The organism is Basfia succiniciproducens, assembly GCF_011455875.1.
GTDB lineage: Bacteria > Pseudomonadota > Gammaproteobacteria > Enterobacterales > Pasteurellaceae > Basfia > Basfia succiniciproducens.
The window spans coordinates 1,796,322-1,815,998 of record NZ_CP015031.1; the positions used below are offsets into that span (position 1 = coordinate 1,796,322).

Genomic DNA, 19,677 nt, shown 5'->3' on the forward strand with positions numbered 1-19,677 from the left:
TTGAGAAAGAATCTATAGTGTAGGGGAAAAAGCAGGATAAAAAAAGACCGCGCTTAAAAAAGTGCGGTCGGTTTTTTCATATTTTTCCATTTTACCCTTATTGGGCAGCTGGTTCTTGCGGTTTAATCATATCTTCGGGAATAAAGGTTTTTTGTACTTTTTCCATATGCGGCAGATTATGCGCGATACCTTTGTGACAGTCGATACAGGTTTTACCCTGTTGTTCTGCGGCGGCGTGCATTTCCTGCGCTACCGTTTTCTGTTGGGTAAAGTCCATATCTTCAAAATTATGGCAGTTACGGCATTCCTGTGAATTATTGGCTTTCATACGCGCCCATTCGCGTTCCGCCATTTCCAGGCGATGCGCTTCGAATTTTTCTTTGGTATCCACTTTACCGGTAAAATGGGCGAACACTTCGCGACTTGCCTGAATTTTACGGGTCCATTTCGGAATAAATTCATGAGGTAAGTGACAGTCCGCACAAATGGCTTTCACCCCGCTACGGTTTGAATAGTGAATGGTTTGACGGTATTCGGGCACCACGTCATTCATGTGACAGCTCGAACAGAACTCTTCCGTATTAGTATATTCCAATCCGGCGTTAAATCCGCCCCATGCCAAAATCCCGCCCAGAGCCGACAAAAGCACTACGGCGCCAATCGCAATTTTACTCGGGCTACGGAACCAGTTCCAGAATTTCTTAATCATTGCCTTGCTCCTTATTTACCTTGTCTTGCACGAATGGATTCAAATTTATTTTGAATAATCGGATTTACGTCGGTTTGCTGAACATGACATTGCAGACAGAAATAACGACGCGGCGACGTGCCTTCCGTCGGTTTTCCGTCACGATCTAAGAAATGGCTTTCCGGCACACGAGGCGCCCCCGTAGTCGGCGACACTTCCGGCGAATGGCAGCTTAAACACTGGTTAGCATTTTTTGTTACCTGTAATCCGCGCACGCTATGCGGCACCAATGGCGGTTGGAACGGAAAGGTAGTCGGAATATTGCCCGCATCCTTTTGCGGATTTGTATAAGCCGGCGCAATGTTTTCAGGAATTTGCTCCATCGTTAAGGATGAAGACGGCGCTTCGGCAACCGCAAATCCTGCAAAGGCGGCTAAAATCAGGGTGAGATATTTTCTCATCTTAAGTCACTCCATTAAATTTAGAATTTTTTATTTCCCGTTCTTCAAAGAAGCAAAGGATTTTTAAATATTTTTAACTTGCACCTGTTTCTCAAAACGAGAACCAAAGGCAAAAACATTTTCAGGGCAAACGTCAATACAACGACCGCAAGTTATACAATCTTTATCAAGCACAATCGGGCTGTCGGATTCCGAGCCGTGCAGCGGTAAACGCAATACCTGAGGTTCCGGGCACACATTGTAACAGTCCATACAACGGTCGCAACGTTCTCTATCTACAACATTGATTTTGATTAAACTTTTTGCACCGATTAACCCGTAAGCCGCACCGATCGGACAGAGATGTCCGCACCAGCCGTGTTCTACCACCAATAAATCAAACAAGAACACTACGGCGACTAACCAAAGCGTTGCGCCTAATCCGAATACAAAAACTCTGCCTAATGCGGCAACGGGGTTAATCCATTCCCATAATAAGGTACCGGAAACCGCGCTTCCCAACAGAATCATCACTAAAATCACATAGCGCAGATTACGCGGTAATTTCGCACTTTGACGGATACCTAATTTACGCCGCAACCAGGCCGCCGCATCGGTGACGATATTCATCGGGCAAACCCAGCTACAAAAAGCTTTGCTTGCAAAAACCGCATAAAAAGCAACAATAATTAATGCGCCGACAATCGTCGTCCATTCCGGCAAATAACCTGTTGCTAAACTTTCTGCGGTAATCAGCGGATCCGTCAACGGCACAACGTCAAACAACATACTGGAACTGTAATTGCCTTTTAAAATCCAGACGTTCCAAAGCGGGCCGCTCAGAAACATCAGAATAATGCTTAACTGGCTTAACCGACGTAAAATCAAAAAACGATAGGCATGCCACCAACCGAGTTTTTGACGGGCTTCCAAACCCGCATCTTTTGGTTTATTTGGGGTTGTTTTTACTGTTGCCATTATTTCACCCCTTTAATATTTAAATCCAAATTAGGATAATGTTCGGGCGCGTCCACCGTAGTCGGATTCGGCACATAATCATAAGTTGCGCGGTTCGGGGTCGCCACTTTCACATCCGGTTGAACCTTCATATGCTGATAAACCGGTTCCACCTGACCTTCCGGCATACGCGCGTCAAAGGCAGGACGTAATCCGTCCGGATGTTGTTCCTCAAGTAAGGCTTTACCGGCATTTTGTTTTTCCTGCCAGCCTAAACGATAATGACGTCCCAACAAGCCTTTTGCCAAATCCATCGGCAGCACTTTAATCGCCGCCTCCTCCAATACGCAGGCCTGTTCGCATTTACCGCACCCGGTACAAGCATCCGAATGTACGGTTGGAATAAGTTTTGCGTGAATGCCGGTCCGGTCGTTATGAATGCGGTCCAAGGTAATGGCTTTATCAATTAAAGGGCATACCCGATAACACACATCGCAACGCAAACCTTGCCAGTTCAGACAGGTTTCGTGATCTAATAAAACCGCCAGTCCCATTCTTGCGTCATTAATATCCGTTAATTCCTCACTTAATGCGCCACTCGGGCAGGCATTCATACAAGGAATATCGGGACACATTTCACAAGGTTTGTCACGCGCGACAAAATAAGGCGTACCAGCTTCCATCGGCGATAATAGCGAAGCCAAATGCAGCATATCGTAAGGACAAGCCTGCACGCACTGACCGCAACGGGTACAAGCGGCAAGAAAATCCTTCTCAGCTAGAGCGCCGGGCGGACGCAAAGCCACACCTTCTTTAGCGTTAGCCTGATGTTGCTGTAATCCCAGAATCACACCAATACCGCAAACACCCGCCGCAGTTCTTGTGGCGTTCTTTAAAAATTGACGACGATTCGGATCCAATTTCATGTTATTTTCCTCTATCCTTCGTTCCCTCCACTTGTGAGGGAATTGTCCGTAGGGCTGAGGGGGATAAATTTACAAATTTGGGGAAAAATTCGACCGCTTGCCCCCTCCACCTTCGACACCTCCCCCGCAAGCGGTGGGAGGGAAGGGTTAAATTATGCCTTAACCACTTTAACCGCACATTTTTTGTAATCGGTTTCGCCTGAAATCGGGTCTGTCGCGTCTAAAGTTAATTTATTGGCTAACTGACCGGCATCAAAGAAGGTTGTATAAATCAAACCTTCCGGACATTTGTTTCGACCACGGGTATCTAAGTGAGAAATCATTTCTCCGCGGCGGGTAATTAATTTCACTTTGTCACCGTGACGTAAGCCGCGTTTTTTCGCATCGGTCGGATGCATCCAGCAAAGGTTGTTCGGAAACGCTTTGTGTAACTCGGGAACGCGACGCGTCATGGTACCCGTATGCCAGTGTTCAAGTACACGACCGGTACATAACCATAAATCGTATTCTTCGTCCGGACTTTCCGCCGGCGCCTCATAAGGTACACCCAAGATAATCGCTTTTTTATCCGGATAACCGTAGAAAGACACTTCTTCGCCGGCTTTTACATACGGGTCGTAACCTTCGCGATAACGCCACAGGGTTTCTTTGCCGTCAACCACCGGCCAGCGTAAACCGCGAACCTGATGATAAGTATCGAAATCCGCTAAGTCATGACCATGGCCGCGACCAAAACTCGCATATTCTTCAAATAAACCTTTTTGTAAATAGAAACCGAAATCTTCCGCTTCATCATTGATGTAGCCAGGTACGTTAGTCGGAGTTTGGAATTTATTTACTTCGCCGTTCAGATAAAGCACTTCATATAGGGTTTTACCGCGGTATTCCGGCATTTGAGCCAATAATTCCTCACTCCAGACTTCTTCCGTTTTGAAATATTTAGAGAACTCGACAATCTGCCATAAGTCGGAACGGGACTGACCCGGGCCTTTCACCTGTTGGCGCCAGAATTGAGTGCGACGTTCCGCATTACCGTAAGCGCCTTCTTTTTCCACCCACATACAAGTCGGTAAAATTAAGTCCGCGGCAACCGCAGAAGCCGAAGGATACGGATCGGAAACAACGATTAAGTTGTCCGGATTACGCCAGCCCGGGAAAATTTCTTCATTAATATTCGGACCGCCTTGCATATTATTGGTACATAGTTGCCATAAGAAATTAAGCTTACCGTCTTTCAAGGCACGGCTTTGCTGAACCGCAGGGAATCCCGGTTTATTAGAAATAGTGCCTTTTGGCAATTTCCAGATGTTTTCCGCGATTTCAACGTGTTTCGGATTAGTCACCACCATATCCGCCGGTAAACGGTGGACGAAAGTACCTACTTCACGCGCCGTACCGCAAGCCGAAGGCTGACCGGTTAAGGAGAACGGCCCGCAACCCGGTTTAGAAATTTTACCCGTTAATAAATGCACGTTATAAACCATGTGGTTTACCCACACGCCGCGGGTATGCTGGTTAAAGCCCATAGTCCAGAAAGACACAAGATTTTGTTGTGGATCCGCATACATTTTTGCCAGCGTTTCCAACTGATCTTTCGGTACGCCGGAAATGCGATGCGCTTCTTCCAATGTGTAGGGCGCAACGATTTTCTTAAATTCCTCAAAATCGGAATCATACATTTTGCCAGCTGTTTTACGGTTTTTCGCCGCCACTTCCAGCGGATGCTCCGGACGTAAACCGTAACCGATATCCGTTTCACCACGTTTAAATTTAGTGTGTTTATTAACAAAATCCCAGTTGACTTTATCGTTTTGGATAATGTAGTTAGCGATATAGTTTAAAATAGCCAAATCGGAATGCGGTTTAAAAATAATCGGCGTATCGGCAAGCTCAAAGGAACGGTGTTCAAATGTCGACATTACCACTACTTTTACTTTATCGCTTGAAAGACGCCGATCTGAAATACGGCTCCATAAAATCGGATGCATTTCCGCCATATTTGAGCCCCAAAGCACGAATGCGTCGGTTTTCTCAATATCGTTATAGCAGCCCATAGGTTCGTCCATACCGAAGGTACGTAAAAACGCAACGGCAGCGGACGCCATACAGTGGCGGGCATTCGGGTCGATGGTATTGGAACGAAGACCGGCTTTCCAAAGTTTTACTTTTGCATAACCTTCGAAAATCGTCGTTTGACCGGAAGAGAACATCCCGATTGCATTCGGATCTTTTTTCTCTTTTAAAATGGCTTTGATTTTATCCGCCATCACAGTGAAAGCCTGATCCCAGGAAACCGGCGTGAAATCCCCTTCTTTATGGAATTTACCGTCCTTCATACGCAATAACGGAGTTTGTACACGGTCGGCGCCGTACATAATTTTTGACAGGAAATAACCTTTGATACAATTCAAGCCGCGGTTTACTTCCGCATCCGGGTCGCCTTGGGTTGCCACCACACGGCCGTCTTTTGTACCGACCAGAACACTACAACCCGTACCGCAGTAACGACAAGGCGCTTTATCCCATCTGATACCCATGTCATCATCTGCAGCATGAACGTTTTTTACAGGAATCGTGATTCCTGCCGCCGCGGCTGCTGCAACCGCAGCGTTAGCTTTCATAAAATCTCTACGATTGAGTTCCATAATGTTTCCCACGTTTGAATTAAAAATAAAACCTATTGTTCCCCCCTCTCGGATAAGAGGTAAAACGCACTATTTTTCATCAAGATAATTTGAAATTAAAGACACCACGATCACTCCGCTTATATCTTTAACTTCATCGATTAAATCAGCTAAGGCAAGCTGTCTGCTACTTTCCAAGGTAACCACAAGTTTACCTTCTTCCGGCTTTTCACCGTGAATTTCAGCGGTCGGAATAGCTAAAATATCCGCTTTCACCTGTGAAAGTTTTTCCGGTCTGGCTTGAACTACAAGACTACACACATACCAGTTTTCGTTTAAATTAAAATTACTCATAAACTTCTTTAAATAAGGGGTTGATACGCCCGTTCTTTTGTTTTATCTCAACCTATTCGCCGGCTGACGTCATCAAAACCTTGATTGCCAGTACCGGACAAACACTTAAACAAGCGCCGCAGCCGTTACAAAGCTCTAAATCAATTTGCGGTTTGGCGACCGAGCCGATTTCCCGTTTGAACCGAATGGCGCGACGCTCGCAATTATCCTCACAACTACGGCATTCCACCTGATTATTCGCCAGACAACCGGTTTGAATCTCAACCTTATGCTGCCAGGCAGCTTCTTCCGTCGGCCTGAAAACGGGTTGCCGGCAAACCTCAACACATTTCATACAGAAGGTGCATTCACCGCGACTGAACCGTACTTCGGGAAAATCACCGACGCCTTTTACCAGAATCTGCGTTTCACAGACAGCGATGCAATCGCCGCATCTGGTACAATCCGCCACGAATTGGGCTTCTGCTACCGTCCAAGGCGGTCTCACGCCAAGAAACCCCTGCTGCTTTACCGTTTCGGACTGTAATGACTTTAAAAATCCTCCGCGCAAAAATTGGCGCCGCGGCAATTCCCGATCCATCATTGCATATTATCCTATTAAACTTGCAACACTACTTTTACAGTTTGGAATTATCGGCTCTTGCTTGTCAATTAAGAACAACCCGAAAGGGGTATTTCAGCAAATAAAGTAGAATATTTGACCTAAATCAATTTCAATATTTCCCTTTGCTTACAATCTGTTAACAATTAATGTGAGCCAAATCACATTTTGTGATATATCAGTACTTTCCCCGCAAATAAAATTCGCAAAAAAACAACCGCACTTTTTATTATTTTTTGTGATCAGGCTCACATTTTTATTCTAATTCAAACAGAATAAGAAATATTCCTATAGCTTTCCCGCCGGATTCGCAAGGGATTTAGTTTGTTTTGTTCTAATATTCCCGGCGTAAAATTAATAATCTAATTGGAGCGAAATAAACTATGCTTAGTTTTTTAAATGAAGTGAGAAAACCGACACTTGATTTGCCGGTGGAAGAACGTCGTAAAATGTGGTTTAAACCCTTTATGCAATCTTATTTGGTTGTGTTTTTCGGTTATATGGCGATGTATTTAGTGCGTAAAAATTTCAATATCGCGCAAAACGATATGATTGAAACCTACGGTTTGACCAAAACCCAACTTGGGATGATCGGTCTTGGATTTTCCATCACCTACGGCTTGGGTAAAACTATCGTTTCTTACTATGCCGACGGCAAAAACACCAAACAATTCGTGCCGTTTATGCTGATTCTTTCCGCACTTTGTATGCTTGGTTTTAGCGCAAGCATGGGTGGCAGTAGCATTGCCTTGTTCTTAATGGTGGCGTTCTATGCCTTGAGCGGTTTCTTCCAAAGTACCGGTGGTTCTTCAAGTTATTCCACCATTACCAAATGGACGCCGCGTAAAAAACGCGGTACTTTCCTCGGTTTCTGGAATCTGTCTCATAATGTAGGCGGAGCGGCGGCAGCCGGTGTAGCGCTATTCGGTGCGCACGTATTCTTTAACGGTCATGTTATCGGTATGTTTATTTTCCCTTCTATTATTGCCTTGATTATCGGCTTTATCGGTTTGCGTTACGGCAGCGATTCGCCCGAAGCTTACGGTTTAGGCAAAGCGGAAGAATTATTCGGTGAAGAAATTTCGGAAGAGGACAAAGACGCCGAACAAAATCAATTAACGAAAAAACAAATTTTTGTGCAATATGTTTTGAAAAACAAAGTAATCTGGTTGTTATGTTTTGCCAACATCTTCCTTTACATTGTGCGTATCGGTATCGACCAATGGTCGCCGGTTTATGCCTACCAAGAATTAGGCTTCTCTAAAGATGCGGCAATATCGGGCTTTGCCTTATTTGAAGTGGGCGCCTTAGTGGGAACTTTCCTGTGGGGTTATTTATCCGATCTGGCAAACGGCCGCCGCGGTTTATTAGCTTGTGTGGCATTAGTATTAATCGTCTTCACTCTTGAGTTTTATCAATTTGCCAACAACGAAACCATGTATTTAGTGGCGTTATTCGCTTTAGGTTTCTTAGTGTTCGGTCCGCAATTATTGATTGGTGTGGCGGCAGTAGGTTTCGTGCCAAAAAAAGCCATCGCCGTAGCGGACGGTGTGAAAGGCACCTTCGCTTACTTAATCGGTGACAGCTTTGCTAAACTCGGTTTAGGTATGATTGCTGACGGTACGCCGATTTTCGGTTTGACAGGTTGGGACGGCACCTTCGCGGCCTTAAACTCATCCGCCTTAATCTGCATGGGATTACTTGCTTTTGTTGCGATTGCCGAAGAGAAAAAAATCCGTCGCTTAAAAAAAGCGGAAGCTTAATAATTTAAAATTTAAAAGTGCGGTAGAAATTGCGAAAGTTTTACCGCGCTTTTTTTCAAAATGCTACAATTCGTCGTTCAAAAGCATATCCGGGAGAAATAACAATGATAAAAGTTGCTCTTATTGACGATCATGTAATTGTACGTTCGGGATTCGCACAATTACTCTCATTAGAAGAAGACATTGAAGTGGTGGGGGAATTCGGTTCCGCAAAAGAAACCCGTCAAAACCTGCCTCGCATAAAAGCGGATGTATGTATTATCGACATTTCCATGCCTGACGAAAGCGGTCTGGATTTGCTGAAAAGCATTCCTTCCGGCATTCATTGCATTATGCTAAGCGTAAATGACAGCGAAATGATTGTAAAAAAAGCGCTGGAACTTGGTGCAAAAGGCTATTTAAGCAAACGTTGCAGCCCGGAAGAACTGGTTCAGGCGGTGCGAACCGTCTATACAGGCGGCGTCTATTTAATGCCGGAATTAACCGTAAAACTGGTAACCAACAAAAACAACAATCCGATTCAACAATTAACTAAACGGGAGCTGGAAATCTGTGAATTGCTAATCCGGGGTTTGGGGGCGAAAGAAATCGGCGAACAGCTTGGCTTGAGTTTCAAAACCGTTCATGCCCACCGCGCGAATGCTATGAGTAAATTAGACGTCAAAAATAACGTAGAATTAGCCAATTTATTCCATCAATACAGCTAAATTAATCCTTATGAATGCGATAATCACGTTAATTTATAGCTGGTTTATCATGCTTTGCGCATATTTTTCCGTATGGGCGATTTCCGATTATCTGCTCGGTAATTCCTTACTCGCTTTGCTATTTCTCCCTTTTGCCCTAAGGTTAGGCATTAACCTTCATACGCCGAAGATTTTTTGGCTGGTGAGTTATTGCGCGGAATTCTGCATTCTAAGTTTGCTAATGTACGCCTCGCCCAACGAATATTATTTGCCGGCGATTATTTTGAGTATCGCAAGCCTTCCCGTTACCTTTATCGGGCAAAAATATTATCAGGGCAATGAAGCGAGAAAGCTTGCCGTTCAAGGTGTTATCGCCGTTTTTGTCAGTCTGCTTAACGGCATTGTCAGTTTTAGCTTATCCATTTCGTTTTTTTATACGTTTTTAACCAGCTTAACGGGTATGTTGCTTATTATGCCTGCCTGTTTTTTGGGCTACGATTATCTTTTCAAACGTAAATGGATTCCCCTTACCGCAAGTTTGGTACACAAACCCATTTCGTTGCGGGCAAAACACATTTTAATTTATATCCTATTGTTTTTATTGAATATTTTTATTCAAGTTGATATTCCCGAGGAATTCCACCGCTTTGCCTTATTCTTTTTAGCAATTCCCATCATTCTGCTCGCTTACCATTACGGCTGGCAAGGGGCTTTATTGGGCACTTTACTAAACAGTATCGCCTTAATCGCTTCTACCGGCAGTTTCTCACGGGGCGAATTAACCGACCTGTTTCTTTCTATTTCCGCCCAAACAGTCACCGGAATTTTCCTAGGGCTTGCCATTCAGCGGCAACGGGATTTAAACAACAGTTTAATGGTGGAATTAAACCGCAACCGCACGCTAACCCGACAATTAATTAATACGGAGGAATCGATCCGTAAAGAAATTTCCCGTGAATTGCATGACGAAATCGGGCAAAACATTACCGCAATCCGTACTCAGGCTTCAATAATGAAAAGGTTGGAAACTTCGCCTAAGATCGAGAAAGTCGGCAGTATGATTGAGCAATTGTCGTTAAATATTTACGATACCACCAAAGGGCTGCTAAACCGGATCCGCCCTAAAATGCTGGATGATTTAGAGCTTCAGCAGGCATTACAGAATCTGTTTCTTGAACTGGATTTAGAAAATCACGGAATTTCCACCGCACTTTTTTGGGAAAACAAACAAAACGAGCCCCTGGATCATATTCAGGAAATCACCCTTTATCGTCTATGTCAGGAAGGATTAAACAATATTGTCAAATACTCTCATGCAAGCCAAGTGATTATTTCCGTTTTAATTCGTAAAGACATTGAGCTTATTATTCAGGACAACGGTGACGGATTTAATCCGGAAACGGTGAAAAGCGGATTTGGCTTGCAGGGAATGAAAGAACGCGTCGATATTCTGTGCGGTAAATTTCAACTGATTTCCAAAGAGCGGTCGGTTTCGCCGCAACAACACGGCACAACCATCAAAATCACTTTACCTAGATTATAATTATGAATACAACATTTTCGCCCGAAATTAACCGCACTTATCGCTATTGGCGTATTCACCTGATGATCGCTATGTATATCGGCTATGCCGGTTTTTACTTAACCCGTAAAAGCTTTAACTTTGCCGTGCCGGAAATGATCAATAATCTCGGCATTGATAAAAATGACATCGGTATGATGGCGACGCTGTTTTATATCACCTATGGAGTGTCAAAATTCTTTTCGGGAATTTTTTCCGACAAATCCAATCCGCGCCATTTTATGGCTGTCGGGCTGATTATGACCGGGGTGGCGAATATTTTCTTCGGTTTATCCAGCTCCGTATTGATATTTACCGCCGTGTGGATTATCAATGCCTGGTTCCAAGGTTGGGGCTGGCCCGCTTGTTCAAAATTATTAACCACCTGGTATTCCCGTAACGAGCGCGGACGTTGGTGGTCTATTTGGAACACCGCCCATAATGCGGGCGGGGCGCTGATTCCGCTGCTTATAGGTTATGTAACTATTCATTACAGCTGGCGTTACGGCTTTGCTATTGCCGGCATTGTGGCCATTTCTATCGGTTTGTTTTTATTCTGGCGATTGCGTAATACGCCCGAATCCCTCGGTTTACCCAGCATCGGGCATTGGCGAAATGACGAATTAGAGCTTGCTCAAGAGGCGGAAGCACCAAATTTAAGCTGGCGTGAAACCTTAAACCGTTATGTATTCTTAAATAAATATATCTGGTTACTCGCATTAAGCTATACCTTGGTTTATATTGTACGTACCGCCATTAATGACTGGGGTAATATTTATCTCACCGAAAAATATCATTATGATTTGGTGTCCGCCAACAGTGCTTTAGCGGTTTTTGAAATCGGCGGTTTCTTTGGCTCTCTGGTTGCGGGTTGGGGCTCCGATCGTCTTTTCTCCAGCAATCGCGGGCCGATGGCGCTAATTTTCGCTATTGGGATTTTCTTTTCAATTACCGCTCTTTGGCTGTTACCGACAGAAAATTACATTTTGCAGACCGCACTTTTTTTCGTAGTCGGTTTTTTCGTATTCGGTCCGCAAATGTTAATAGGTATGGCGGCGGCAGAATGTTCCCATAAAAAAACACCGGGTTCAGCAACCGGCTTTGTTGGTCTGTTCGCCTATTTAGGCGCTGCCATTGCAGGCTATCCGCTGGCGCTTATTATGCAGCATTTCCACTGGACGGGCTTTTTTGTCTTCATTGCCTGTTCGGCTTCCGGTATTGCTCTGTTGCTGCTTCCGTTTTTAAAGGCGCAAAACTAATGAAAAGCTCAAGCAAGAAAGGTTTACTCATGAAAAGTTTACTGAGTTTTAAACGACTGACAAAACATTCGGTAACCACATTTATCGCCCATTATCTCTCGTTGATCATTATCTTAGCGGGCATTATTACGACCTTTTCTTTCGCTATTATGGGAAGCAACAAATCTGATGCGGAGCTAATTAATGTTGCCGGCTCCTTGCGTATGCAAAGTTACCGTTTAATCTATACGATGGAATATGAGCCGGAAAAAGTGGATATCGGTCTTCGCCAATATCGAATAAGTTTGCATTCCAATCCACTCGTGACCATTCACCATCATCTTTTAACTCCCGGCGATGTAAAACAGAGTTATTCGGATTTAGTGCGCCGTTGGCAGGAAATGGAAAATCTTGCCCGTACTAACCAACAGGAACAATATCGTAATCAAATTACCAGTTATGTGAATCAGCTGGATCAATTCGTTTACAGCCTGCAGCGTTTTGCCGAAAAGAAAGTGATTATTGCCGTGTTGGTAATTATTCTTTCTATGCTGCTGATTGTGGGGATCGCTTCTTATTTAATCTGGCATACCCATCAGGAAATTGTCAAACCGCTGAATCAACTTATGCGTGCCAGCACACAGATTGAAATGCGCCAGTTTCAGCATATTCTTTTAGATACCAAGCGTGACGACGAGCTAGGACGTCTGGCGAAATCCTTTACCCACATGTCTAACGAGTTACATAAACTCTATGCCAACTTAGAAGAAAAGGTTACGGAAAAAACGCAAAAAATCAATCAGGTCAATCGATCGCTAGCCATGCTTTATTATTGTTCGCAGGAATTAAGTGCCAGCGACCTTAACCGTAACAAACTGCTGCATGTTTTAAAACACGTAATGGCGACGGAACATTTGCGCGCTTTTGAGTTGGATCTGATTGAATTGCGCCAATGGAATATTACTTTAGGCGAACCTTCAGCGGCGCTAAGTTGGCAGGAACAAACCATTGGTTCGGAAGATAACAAGCTAGGCAGTCTTCGTTGGCAGGCAGGCTTGCCTTGTCCGGATACGAGAACCATGGAAAACATCGCACAACTTTTAGGCAGAACCCTTTATTTCAACCAAACACAACGCCAGCAACAACAATTATTACTGATGGAAGAACGTTCCATTATTGCCCGGGAACTGCATGATTCGCTGGCGCAAGTATTGGCTTTTTTACAAATTCAGCTGACCCTGTTAAAACACAACTTAAATAAAGACGACGATAAAGCAAAACGGCAAAGCTTACTGATTATTAAAGACTTCGAACAGGCGTTAAGCGACGGTTACATTCAGTTACGCGAATTATTAGCCACTTTTCGCTTGACGGTACAAGAAGCTAATTTAAAATTAGCTCTTGAGCAAGTTGTTGACTCTTTACGTAATCAAACCGATATTCAAATGACCGTCGATTGTTCATTACCGTCGCAGACCTTTAATCCTCAGCAACTCATTCATGCATTGCAAATTGTTCGCGAATCAACCCTCAATGCAATTAAACACTCAAAAGCCGATTTGATTGAAGTGATCGCCCATACAAATGAAGAAGGGGAGCAGGAATTAATAGTGCGTGATAACGGCGTGGGTATCGCCAGTCTGAACGAACCGGACGGCCATTACGGTTTGAATATCATGCAAGAACGCAGCCAGCAATTAAATGCCAAATTAACCATTAGTAACCGGGCGACCGGTGGTACTGAAGTCAAAATTACACTACCAAATACTTTAGCCTAACGAATAACATGATTATCAGAATAGCAAAAAAACAGGATTATCCGCAAATCATTGATATTTATAACCAAGCCATCCCGAGTCGCAGAATTACGGCGGATTTAGAGCCGGTAACAATGGAAAGCCGCAAAGACTGGTTTGAATTTCATCTGCATAGCGAACGGCACCCGATTTGGGTACTGGAAAACAGCATTATTAAAAATAATCAGGAAGAAAAGCAAATTTTAGGCTGGTGCACGTTTTCGCCATTTTATCCCCGTGCGGCGTTCGATAACACGGTAGAAATCAGTATCTATTTAGATAATAAAGCGAAAGGAAACGGATACGGCTCCAAAATTCTACAATTCATGAAAGAGCAAATGATGTGCCGTGACATCAATACTTTAATGGCTTATGTGATCGAAGAAAACAATATAAGCAGAAAAGCTTTTGAAAAACAAGGGTTTAAACTTTGGGGGCGTTATCCTAATATTGCCAACATGGGCGATTGTTATCAAACCTTTTTGATGTATGGTTACCAAAGCGGAATTAAAAATTCATAACTTTTTTATGTTTAACCCGTATTCGGAAAAATTTTCCAAATTTTGACCACACTTTTAAGCCCGATACCCCCAAAGTAAAGGGCTTAAATTTTAAGGATAATTAACGGTATTTATCCAGCCATTTGTAATATTTTACGCCGATTTTGGTGGCGAGATTTTTCACAATTCGACCGCCATAAACCGACGGGCTTTTGAGACTCTCGAAAATGGCGAATCGTTCGTCATCGCCTTCAATGACTTCCGCAATCAAGCGACCCGCCAAACCGGTTAACGCCACTCCATGCCCCGAATAACCGTGGGCATAAAAAACATTGGAGGCAATACGCCCTAAACAAGGCTTCGCATTAATGGTCATGTCGATAGGCCCCGCCCAGCCATAATCAATTTTCACATTCTCCAATTGAGGAAAAACATGCAGCATATTGTTACGCATTACCTGCACCATATCTTTATTGGAACTCGAATCGCTACCGAATAACAGGCGGTTATCCGCACTTAAACGATAATAATCCAATAATAAATTGTTGTCGCAAACGGACATTCCATTGTTAATCACCGCATTTGCCGTTTCCTGATCCAAGGGTTCCGTGACGATAATAAAGCTGTCTATCGGCAAAATTTTACGCGCCGTGCCGCGCTGAATACGTTTAGGCAGACTCGTCACATAAGCATTGGTGGCTAATACCACATTTTCTGCAGTCACCGAACCTTCGGCGGTTTCCGCTATAACTTTGCTTTTTCCTACATCTAAATCTATTACCGGTGATTGTTCAAAAATCCGTACGCCTAAGTCCAGACAGGCTTTTGCCAAACCTAAACAATAGTTTAACGGGTGAAGATGGCCGGAATTACCGTCATATAAACCGCCTACATAAATATCACTACCTAGATATTGTTTGAGTTCCGCTTTATTCCATAATTGCATATAGTCGTAAGCAAAAATCTCGCGACTTGTTTGTTCAATTGTGACGAGATCATCCATGCGACGATGATTCAACGCAAGGGTAGCGTAACCTTTTCGCCAATCGCACTGAATATTGTATTTGGCTATACGCTGCTCAATGATATCAATGGCTTCCAGGGACATTTCCCATAATTTACGCGCCTTTTCCAACCCCATATCATCAATGTATGCGTCCATACCGTCTTCGAAACCGTTAATTGCCTGCCCGCCGTTACGCCCCGAGGCACCAAACCCAATTCGCGCTCCTTCCAGTACAATCACGCTTTTTCCCCGTTCAGCCAGTTCAAGCGCTGCGGAAAGACCGCCGAATCCGGCTCCCACCACACATACATCGGCGGATTGGCTGCCCGTTAGCGTCGGTTGGGTAAAATCCTGGTTTCGAGTGTCGTAATAATAAGTTTTGATATGTTCTTGATAAGAAAATTTCAGCATAACCGGTTCTTTTAATAACAGCCGCCGTTTATTTTCATCAACAACGGCAACGAAATTTAATTGAAGGAAATCTTACTCCGCCGTACTAAGATGTCAACGGATAAGCGGAAAACGGAACATAACCGGTTAAAATGTGATATAGTTTAAAGAGGTTTTACTCTGGGTCGGTAAAAATCCGATACATCCATGTTTTAGAGAACAGAGAGTAGGAGAAATTTTCGATTTTATTATGCTCAATCCCTAAAAAGATTGTTCTCCCTTTCGGGTTGTTGGAAAACGCCAACATTCAAAAAGTAGCACTTTTGTAACCGCACTTTTGAGGTATTTAAATGAAAAAACATTTCACCCGCTCCATCCAAACATTGCTTGTAACGGCAACCGCATTCTTCTCAACCGCTTCATTTGCAGCGCCCAAACAGTTGTATATCTACAACTGGACCGATTACATTCCTTCGGATTTAATTTCTAAATTTACTAGAGAAACCGGCATTAAGGTGAATTATTCCACCTTCGAAAGCAATGAAGAAATGTTTTCCAAATTGAAATTAACCATTAATAAACCGGGCTATGACCTTGTTTTTCCGTCGAGTTATTACATCAGCAAGATGGTGAAAGAAAATATGCTAACCCCCATCAATCACAGTAAATTGACGAATTTAAAACAAATCCCGTCTAATTTATTGAATAAAGATTTTGACCCGGCAAATAAATTTTCTTTGCCTTATGTTTACGGTTTAACAGGAATTGGCATTAATACCTCTTTCGTAAATCCTGACGAAGTCACCGGTTGGGGCGATTTATGGAAAGAAAAATTCAAAGGCAAAGTGTTATTAACCGCCGATTCCCGGGAAGTATTCCATATTGCACTATTATTAGACGGAAAATCACCAAACACTCAAAATGAAGAAGAAATCCGTAACGCCTACCAACGTTTAACAAAAATACTGCCAAATGTAGCGGCATTTAACTCCGATACACCGGAACTACCATACATTCAGGGCGAAGTAGAACTCGGTATGATTTGGAACGGTTCGGCTTATATGGCGGAAAAAGAAAATCCGGCTATTAAATTTATTTATCCGAAAGAAGGCGCCATTTTCTGGATGGATAATTATGCGATTCCTAAAAATGCCCGCAACATAGAGGGAGCCCATAAATTTATCGACTTTATGCTTCGTCCGGAACACGCCAAAATCATTATCGAACGCATGGGATTTTCCATGCCTAATGAAGGTGTGAAAGTATTGCTAAAACCTGAAGACCGCGTAAACCCATTACTGTTCCCGCCGGAAGATGAAGTGAAAAAAGGCGTATTTCAGGCAGACGTAGGCGATGCAACCGACATTTATGAAAAATATTGGAATAAACTGAAAACCAACTAAACGCTTACTCACTTTAAAGCCTGATAACTTCACCAACCTTCAAAAATAACTATTTTTTTACCGCACTTTTACTTTAAAAAGAGCGGTGAAAAACAACAAGTTTTTTATTTAAATCCGTATAAGTAAAAGGTGAAGTCAACCGTCCTAAAGTAGAAAACAATTTGTTATACAGATTAAATAATTTTTGCCGATTTTCCCACGGTCTTTTCGGCTATTATTTCCGACATAAAAATAAGCCCTCTGAAAAGAGGGCTTAGGATTGAATCAAATTAACCGATTATGCTTTAGGACCGGCAGCAACTAATGCCTGACCTTCCGCCGTACCGGTATATTTTTCAAAGTTTTTCACAAAGCGACCTGCAAGATCTTGAGCTTTTTCTTCCCATTGCGCTTTATCCGCATAAGTATCGCGCGGGTCTAAGATTGCAGGGTTAACACCAGGTAATGCTTTAGGAATTGAGAAATCGAAGATTGGTAATGAACCCATTTCCGCTTTATCAATTGAGCCGTCTAAAATTGCATCAATAATACCACGCGTATCTTTAATTGAAACACGTTTGCCGGTGCCGTTCCAACCTGTATTAACAAGATACGCTTCCGCACCTGATTCTTGCATACGTTTTACTAACACTTCGGCATATTGTGTCGGATGCAAGCTTAAGAAAGCCGCACCAAAACATGCAGAGAATGTTGGTGTAGGCTCTGTAATACCGCGTTCCGTACCCGCTAATTTCGCAGTGAAACCGGATAAGAAATAGTATTTGGTTTGTTCCGGAGTTAATTTAGACACCGGCGGTAATACACCGAATGCATCGGCAGACAAGAAGATAACTTTAGTTGCCGGACCAGCTTTAGAAACAGGTTTAACGATATTTTGAATGTGATAAATCGGATAAGAAACACGTGTATTTTCTGTTTTGGAACCGTCTGCATAGTCAACGTCACCGTTATCTAAAACAACCACGTTTTCCAATAATGCGTCACGTTTGATAGCGCCATAGATATCCGGCTCGTTTTCAGCGGATAAGTTAATGGTTTTCGCGTAGCAACCACCTTCGAAGTTAAATACGCCTTCATCGTCCCAACCGTGTTCGTCATCACCGATTAGTTGACGTTTAGGATCTGTTGATAATGTCGTTTTACCTGTGCCTGACAAACCGAAGAAAATTGCGGTATCGCCGTCTTTACCAACGTTTGCGGAACAGTGCATTGATGCAATACCACGAAGCGGTAAGAAGTAGTTCATCATTGAGAACATACCTTTTTTCATTTCACCGCCGTACCAAGTACCGCCGATTAATTGAACGCCTTCTGTAATGTTGAACGCAACGAAGTTTTCGGAATTTAACCCTTGTTCTTTCCAGTTAGGATTTGTACATTTTGCACCGTTCATTACCACGAAATCAGGTTTGAAACCTTTTAATTCTTCCGCTGAAGGACGGATAAACATATTTGTTACAAAATGCGCCTGCCATGCAACTTCAGTAACCACACGAACAGCTAAACGCGTATCTTTATTCGCGCCGCAGAATGCGTCAACAACAAATAAACGTTTACCGGAAAGTTGATCGGCAACCAAACCTTTCAAACTGTTCCAGGTATCTTGGCTCATTGGTTTGTTATCGTTTTTAACTTTTTCGCTGGTCCACCATACGGTATCTTTAGTTTTGTCGTCTAAAACGATATATTTATCTTTCGGAGAACGACCGGTGAAAATACCGGTATTTACAGCAACCGCTCCTTGATTAGTCACAGTACCTTTTTCATAACCTTCTAAACCTGGTTTGGTTTCTTCCGCAAAAAGAAGTTCATAACTCGGGTTATACACAACTTCTTGTACATCATGAATACCTAAAGCACCAAGTTCTTGAGTTAATTGATTAAGATCTGTCATACATCACCTCATAAAATAAATTAAAAATAATAAAAACTAATGTTTCGCATTATAGGACAAAAGATACCTAAAAAATGTTATCTAGATCAAATTATTGGAAAATATATGAAAATAATTTTTGTTTAAAAAGTGAACGATATTGGTATTTTTCATAAAAATCAATATATTGTTATCCGTCACTATTTATGTAATAATTAATACATAAATAATTAAGATAACTCTAAAACATGGAACAGAAATTATCACCGAAGCAAAAAGGTAGACCTAGAACTTTTGATAGAGAAAAAGCGTTAGAATCGGCGCTTTTTGTTTTTTGGAATCAAGGTTATACAAATACCTCGATTGCGGATTTATGTAATGCAATTAACATAAATCCGCCAAGTTTATATGCTGCCTTTGGTAATAAATCACAATTTTTTATTGAAATATTAGATTACTATCGTCGGGTTTATTGGGATGTTATCTATGCCAAAATGGATGTTGAAAAAGATATTCATCGGGCGATTCATATATTCTTCCGGGACTCTGTTAACGTAGTGACAGTAGCAAATACGCCCGGCGGCTGTTTAAGTGCTGTTGCTACATTAAATTTATCGGCGGAAGAAACTAAAATTCAACAACACATGAAACAGTTAAAGTCCGATATTTTAAAACGTTTTGAGAACCGCTTGAAACGAGCGATTGTGGATAAACAATTACCGTCGCAAACCGATATTCCAGCATTAGCGCTAGCTTTACAAACTTATTTATATGGTATTGCCATACAAGCTCAAGCCGGTACAAGTAAAGATGATTTATTAAAAGTGGCATCGAAAGCCGGCTTATTACTCCCTAAATTAATTTAACAAGG

General features: G+C 42.7%; 17 protein-coding genes. 8 read left to right on the forward strand and 9 right to left on the reverse strand.

Annotation, left to right across the window (positions count from 1 at the left end):
* Window positions 1-97: 97 nt before the first annotated feature.
* The 7 genes from A4G13_RS08370 to napF form a co-directional block, all read right to left on the reverse strand.
* Window positions 98-709 carry a cytochrome c3 family protein gene (locus A4G13_RS08370; RefSeq protein WP_090655790.1) on the reverse strand — a complete coding sequence of 204 codons (612 nt, stop codon included), beginning with the start codon at window positions 707-709 and terminating at the stop codon, window positions 98-100.
* A gap of 11 nt (window positions 710-720) precedes the next feature.
* Window positions 721-1,149 carry a nitrate reductase cytochrome c-type subunit gene (locus A4G13_RS08375; RefSeq protein ID WP_090655794.1) on the reverse strand — a complete coding sequence of 143 codons (429 nt, stop codon included), beginning with the start codon at window positions 1,147-1,149 and terminating at the stop codon, window positions 721-723.
* A gap of 63 nt (window positions 1,150-1,212) precedes the next feature.
* On the reverse strand, window positions 1,213-2,106 hold the full coding sequence (gene napH, locus A4G13_RS08380) for a quinol dehydrogenase ferredoxin subunit NapH (RefSeq protein ID WP_011201428.1): 894 nt from the start codon (window positions 2,104-2,106) through the stop codon (window positions 1,213-1,215).
* Window positions 2,106-3,011: a ferredoxin-type protein NapG gene (gene napG, locus A4G13_RS08385; RefSeq protein ID WP_090655798.1), complete on the reverse strand. Its 906-nt coding sequence runs from the start codon at window positions 3,009-3,011 to the stop codon at window positions 2,106-2,108. Before napG ends, napH begins: the two co-directional genes overlap by 1 nt.
* Before the next feature lie 152 nt (window positions 3,012-3,163).
* Window positions 3,164-5,656 carry a nitrate reductase catalytic subunit NapA gene (napA, locus tag A4G13_RS08390; protein WP_041640098.1) on the reverse strand — a complete coding sequence of 831 codons (2,493 nt, stop codon included), beginning with the start codon at window positions 5,654-5,656 and terminating at the stop codon, window positions 3,164-3,166.
* Between the two features lie 69 nt (window positions 5,657-5,725).
* Window positions 5,726-5,989, reverse strand: a complete 264-nt coding sequence (locus A4G13_RS08395) for a chaperone NapD (RefSeq protein WP_090655803.1) — start codon at window positions 5,987-5,989, stop codon at window positions 5,726-5,728.
* A gap of 52 nt (window positions 5,990-6,041) precedes the next feature.
* Entirely contained in the window at window positions 6,042-6,572 is a 531-nt protein-coding gene (napF, locus tag A4G13_RS08400) for a ferredoxin-type protein NapF (RefSeq protein ID WP_090655808.1), read from the reverse strand.
* Window positions 6,573-6,973: 401 nt separating this feature from the next.
* Here napF and uhpT point away from each other — a divergent pair, with 401 nt between their 5' ends.
* From uhpT to A4G13_RS08430, 6 genes are all read left to right on the forward strand, one after another.
* The gene (gene uhpT / locus A4G13_RS08405) at window positions 6,974-8,353 is read left to right on the forward strand and encodes a hexose-6-phosphate:phosphate antiporter (RefSeq protein WP_090655811.1); all 1,380 of its coding nucleotides are present in this window, start codon (window positions 6,974-6,976) and stop codon (window positions 8,351-8,353) included.
* A 104-nt stretch (window positions 8,354-8,457) separates the two neighbouring features.
* Window positions 8,458-9,060 (forward strand): response regulator, encoded by a 603-nt coding sequence (locus A4G13_RS08410; RefSeq protein WP_041640099.1) that lies wholly within the window; start codon window positions 8,458-8,460, stop codon window positions 9,058-9,060.
* A 10-nt stretch (window positions 9,061-9,070) separates the two neighbouring features.
* The gene (uhpB, locus tag A4G13_RS08415; RefSeq protein WP_011201435.1) at window positions 9,071-10,582 is read left to right on the forward strand and encodes a signal transduction histidine-protein kinase/phosphatase UhpB; all 1,512 of its coding nucleotides are present in this window, start codon (window positions 9,071-9,073) and stop codon (window positions 10,580-10,582) included.
* Window positions 10,583-10,584: 2 nt separating this feature from the next.
* Window positions 10,585-11,859, forward strand: coding sequence for an MFS transporter (gene uhpC / locus A4G13_RS08420; protein WP_011201436.1), 1,275 nt, complete (start codon window positions 10,585-10,587; stop codon window positions 11,857-11,859).
* 29 nt (window positions 11,860-11,888) lie between these two features.
* Window positions 11,889-13,616 carry a nitrate/nitrite two-component system sensor histidine kinase NarQ gene (narQ, locus tag A4G13_RS08425; RefSeq protein WP_090655836.1) on the forward strand — a complete coding sequence of 576 codons (1,728 nt, stop codon included), beginning with the start codon at window positions 11,889-11,891 and terminating at the stop codon, window positions 13,614-13,616.
* Between the two features lie 8 nt (window positions 13,617-13,624).
* Window positions 13,625-14,155: a GNAT family N-acetyltransferase gene (locus tag A4G13_RS08430; RefSeq protein ID WP_011201438.1), complete on the forward strand. Its 531-nt coding sequence runs from the start codon at window positions 13,625-13,627 to the stop codon at window positions 14,153-14,155.
* Window positions 14,156-14,255: 100 nt separating this feature from the next.
* On the opposite strand, the gene A4G13_RS08435 is transcribed toward A4G13_RS08430, so the two are convergent.
* Window positions 14,256-15,551: an NAD(P)/FAD-dependent oxidoreductase gene (locus tag A4G13_RS08435; protein WP_090655814.1), complete on the reverse strand. Its 1,296-nt coding sequence runs from the start codon at window positions 15,549-15,551 to the stop codon at window positions 14,256-14,258.
* Window positions 15,552-15,880: 329 nt separating this feature from the next.
* On the opposite strand from A4G13_RS08435, the gene A4G13_RS08440 reads away from it, so the two are divergent.
* On the forward strand, window positions 15,881-16,933 hold the full coding sequence (locus A4G13_RS08440) for an ABC transporter substrate-binding protein (RefSeq protein WP_041640100.1): 1,053 nt from the start codon (window positions 15,881-15,883) through the stop codon (window positions 16,931-16,933).
* A gap of 277 nt (window positions 16,934-17,210) precedes the next feature.
* Here A4G13_RS08440 and pckA read toward each other — a convergent pair whose 3' ends face one another.
* A complete protein-coding gene (gene pckA / locus A4G13_RS08445) occupies window positions 17,211-18,827 on the reverse strand; it encodes a phosphoenolpyruvate carboxykinase (ATP) (protein ID WP_090655817.1) in 1,617 nt (538 codons plus the stop codon).
* Window positions 18,828-19,054: 227 nt separating this feature from the next.
* Between pckA and A4G13_RS08450 the strand changes: the two genes are divergently transcribed.
* Entirely contained in the window at window positions 19,055-19,672 is a 618-nt protein-coding gene (locus A4G13_RS08450) for a TetR/AcrR family transcriptional regulator (protein WP_090655819.1), read from the forward strand.
* Window positions 19,673-19,677 lie beyond the last annotated feature (5 nt).

Bases quoted from the DNA above. Each gene is read 5' to 3' on its own strand.
- A4G13_RS08430 (WP_011201438.1), top strand. From the start codon at position 13,625: ATGATTATCAGAATAGCAAAAAAACAGGATTATCCGCAAATCATTGAT.
- A4G13_RS08375 (WP_090655794.1), bottom strand. From the start codon at position 1,149: ATGAGAAAATATCTCACCCTGATTTTAGCCGCCTTTGCAGGATTTGCG.
- uhpT (WP_090655811.1), top strand. From the start codon at position 6,974: ATGCTTAGTTTTTTAAATGAAGTGAGAAAACCGACACTTGATTTGCCG.
- A4G13_RS08440 (WP_041640100.1), top strand. From the start codon at position 15,881: ATGAAAAAACATTTCACCCGCTCCATCCAAACATTGCTTGTAACGGCA.
- A4G13_RS08395 (WP_090655803.1), bottom strand. From the start codon at position 5,989: ATGAGTAATTTTAATTTAAACGAAAACTGGTATGTGTGTAGTCTTGTA.
- napA (WP_041640098.1), bottom strand. From the start codon at position 5,656: ATGGAACTCAATCGTAGAGATTTTATGAAAGCTAACGCTGCGGTTGCA.
- A4G13_RS08450 (WP_090655819.1), top strand. From the start codon at position 19,055: ATGGAACAGAAATTATCACCGAAGCAAAAAGGTAGACCTAGAACTTTT.
- A4G13_RS08410 (WP_041640099.1), top strand. From the start codon at position 8,458: ATGATAAAAGTTGCTCTTATTGACGATCATGTAATTGTACGTTCGGGA.
- napH (WP_011201428.1), bottom strand. From the start codon at position 2,106: ATGGCAACAGTAAAAACAACCCCAAATAAACCAAAAGATGCGGGTTTG.
- uhpB (WP_011201435.1), top strand. From the start codon at position 9,071: ATGAATGCGATAATCACGTTAATTTATAGCTGGTTTATCATGCTTTGC.
- napG (WP_090655798.1), bottom strand. From the start codon at position 3,011: ATGAAATTGGATCCGAATCGTCGTCAATTTTTAAAGAACGCCACAAGA.
- narQ (WP_090655836.1), top strand. From the start codon at position 11,889: ATGAAAAGTTTACTGAGTTTTAAACGACTGACAAAACATTCGGTAACC.
- A4G13_RS08370 (WP_090655790.1), bottom strand. From the start codon at position 709: ATGATTAAGAAATTCTGGAACTGGTTCCGTAGCCCGAGTAAAATTGCG.
- pckA (WP_090655817.1), bottom strand. From the start codon at position 18,827: ATGACAGATCTTAATCAATTAACTCAAGAACTTGGTGCTTTAGGTATT.
- A4G13_RS08435 (WP_090655814.1), bottom strand. From the start codon at position 15,551: ATGCTGAAATTTTCTTATCAAGAACATATCAAAACTTATTATTACGAC.
- napF (WP_090655808.1), bottom strand. From the start codon at position 6,572: ATGATGGATCGGGAATTGCCGCGGCGCCAATTTTTGCGCGGAGGATTT.
- uhpC (WP_011201436.1), top strand. From the start codon at position 10,585: ATGAATACAACATTTTCGCCCGAAATTAACCGCACTTATCGCTATTGG.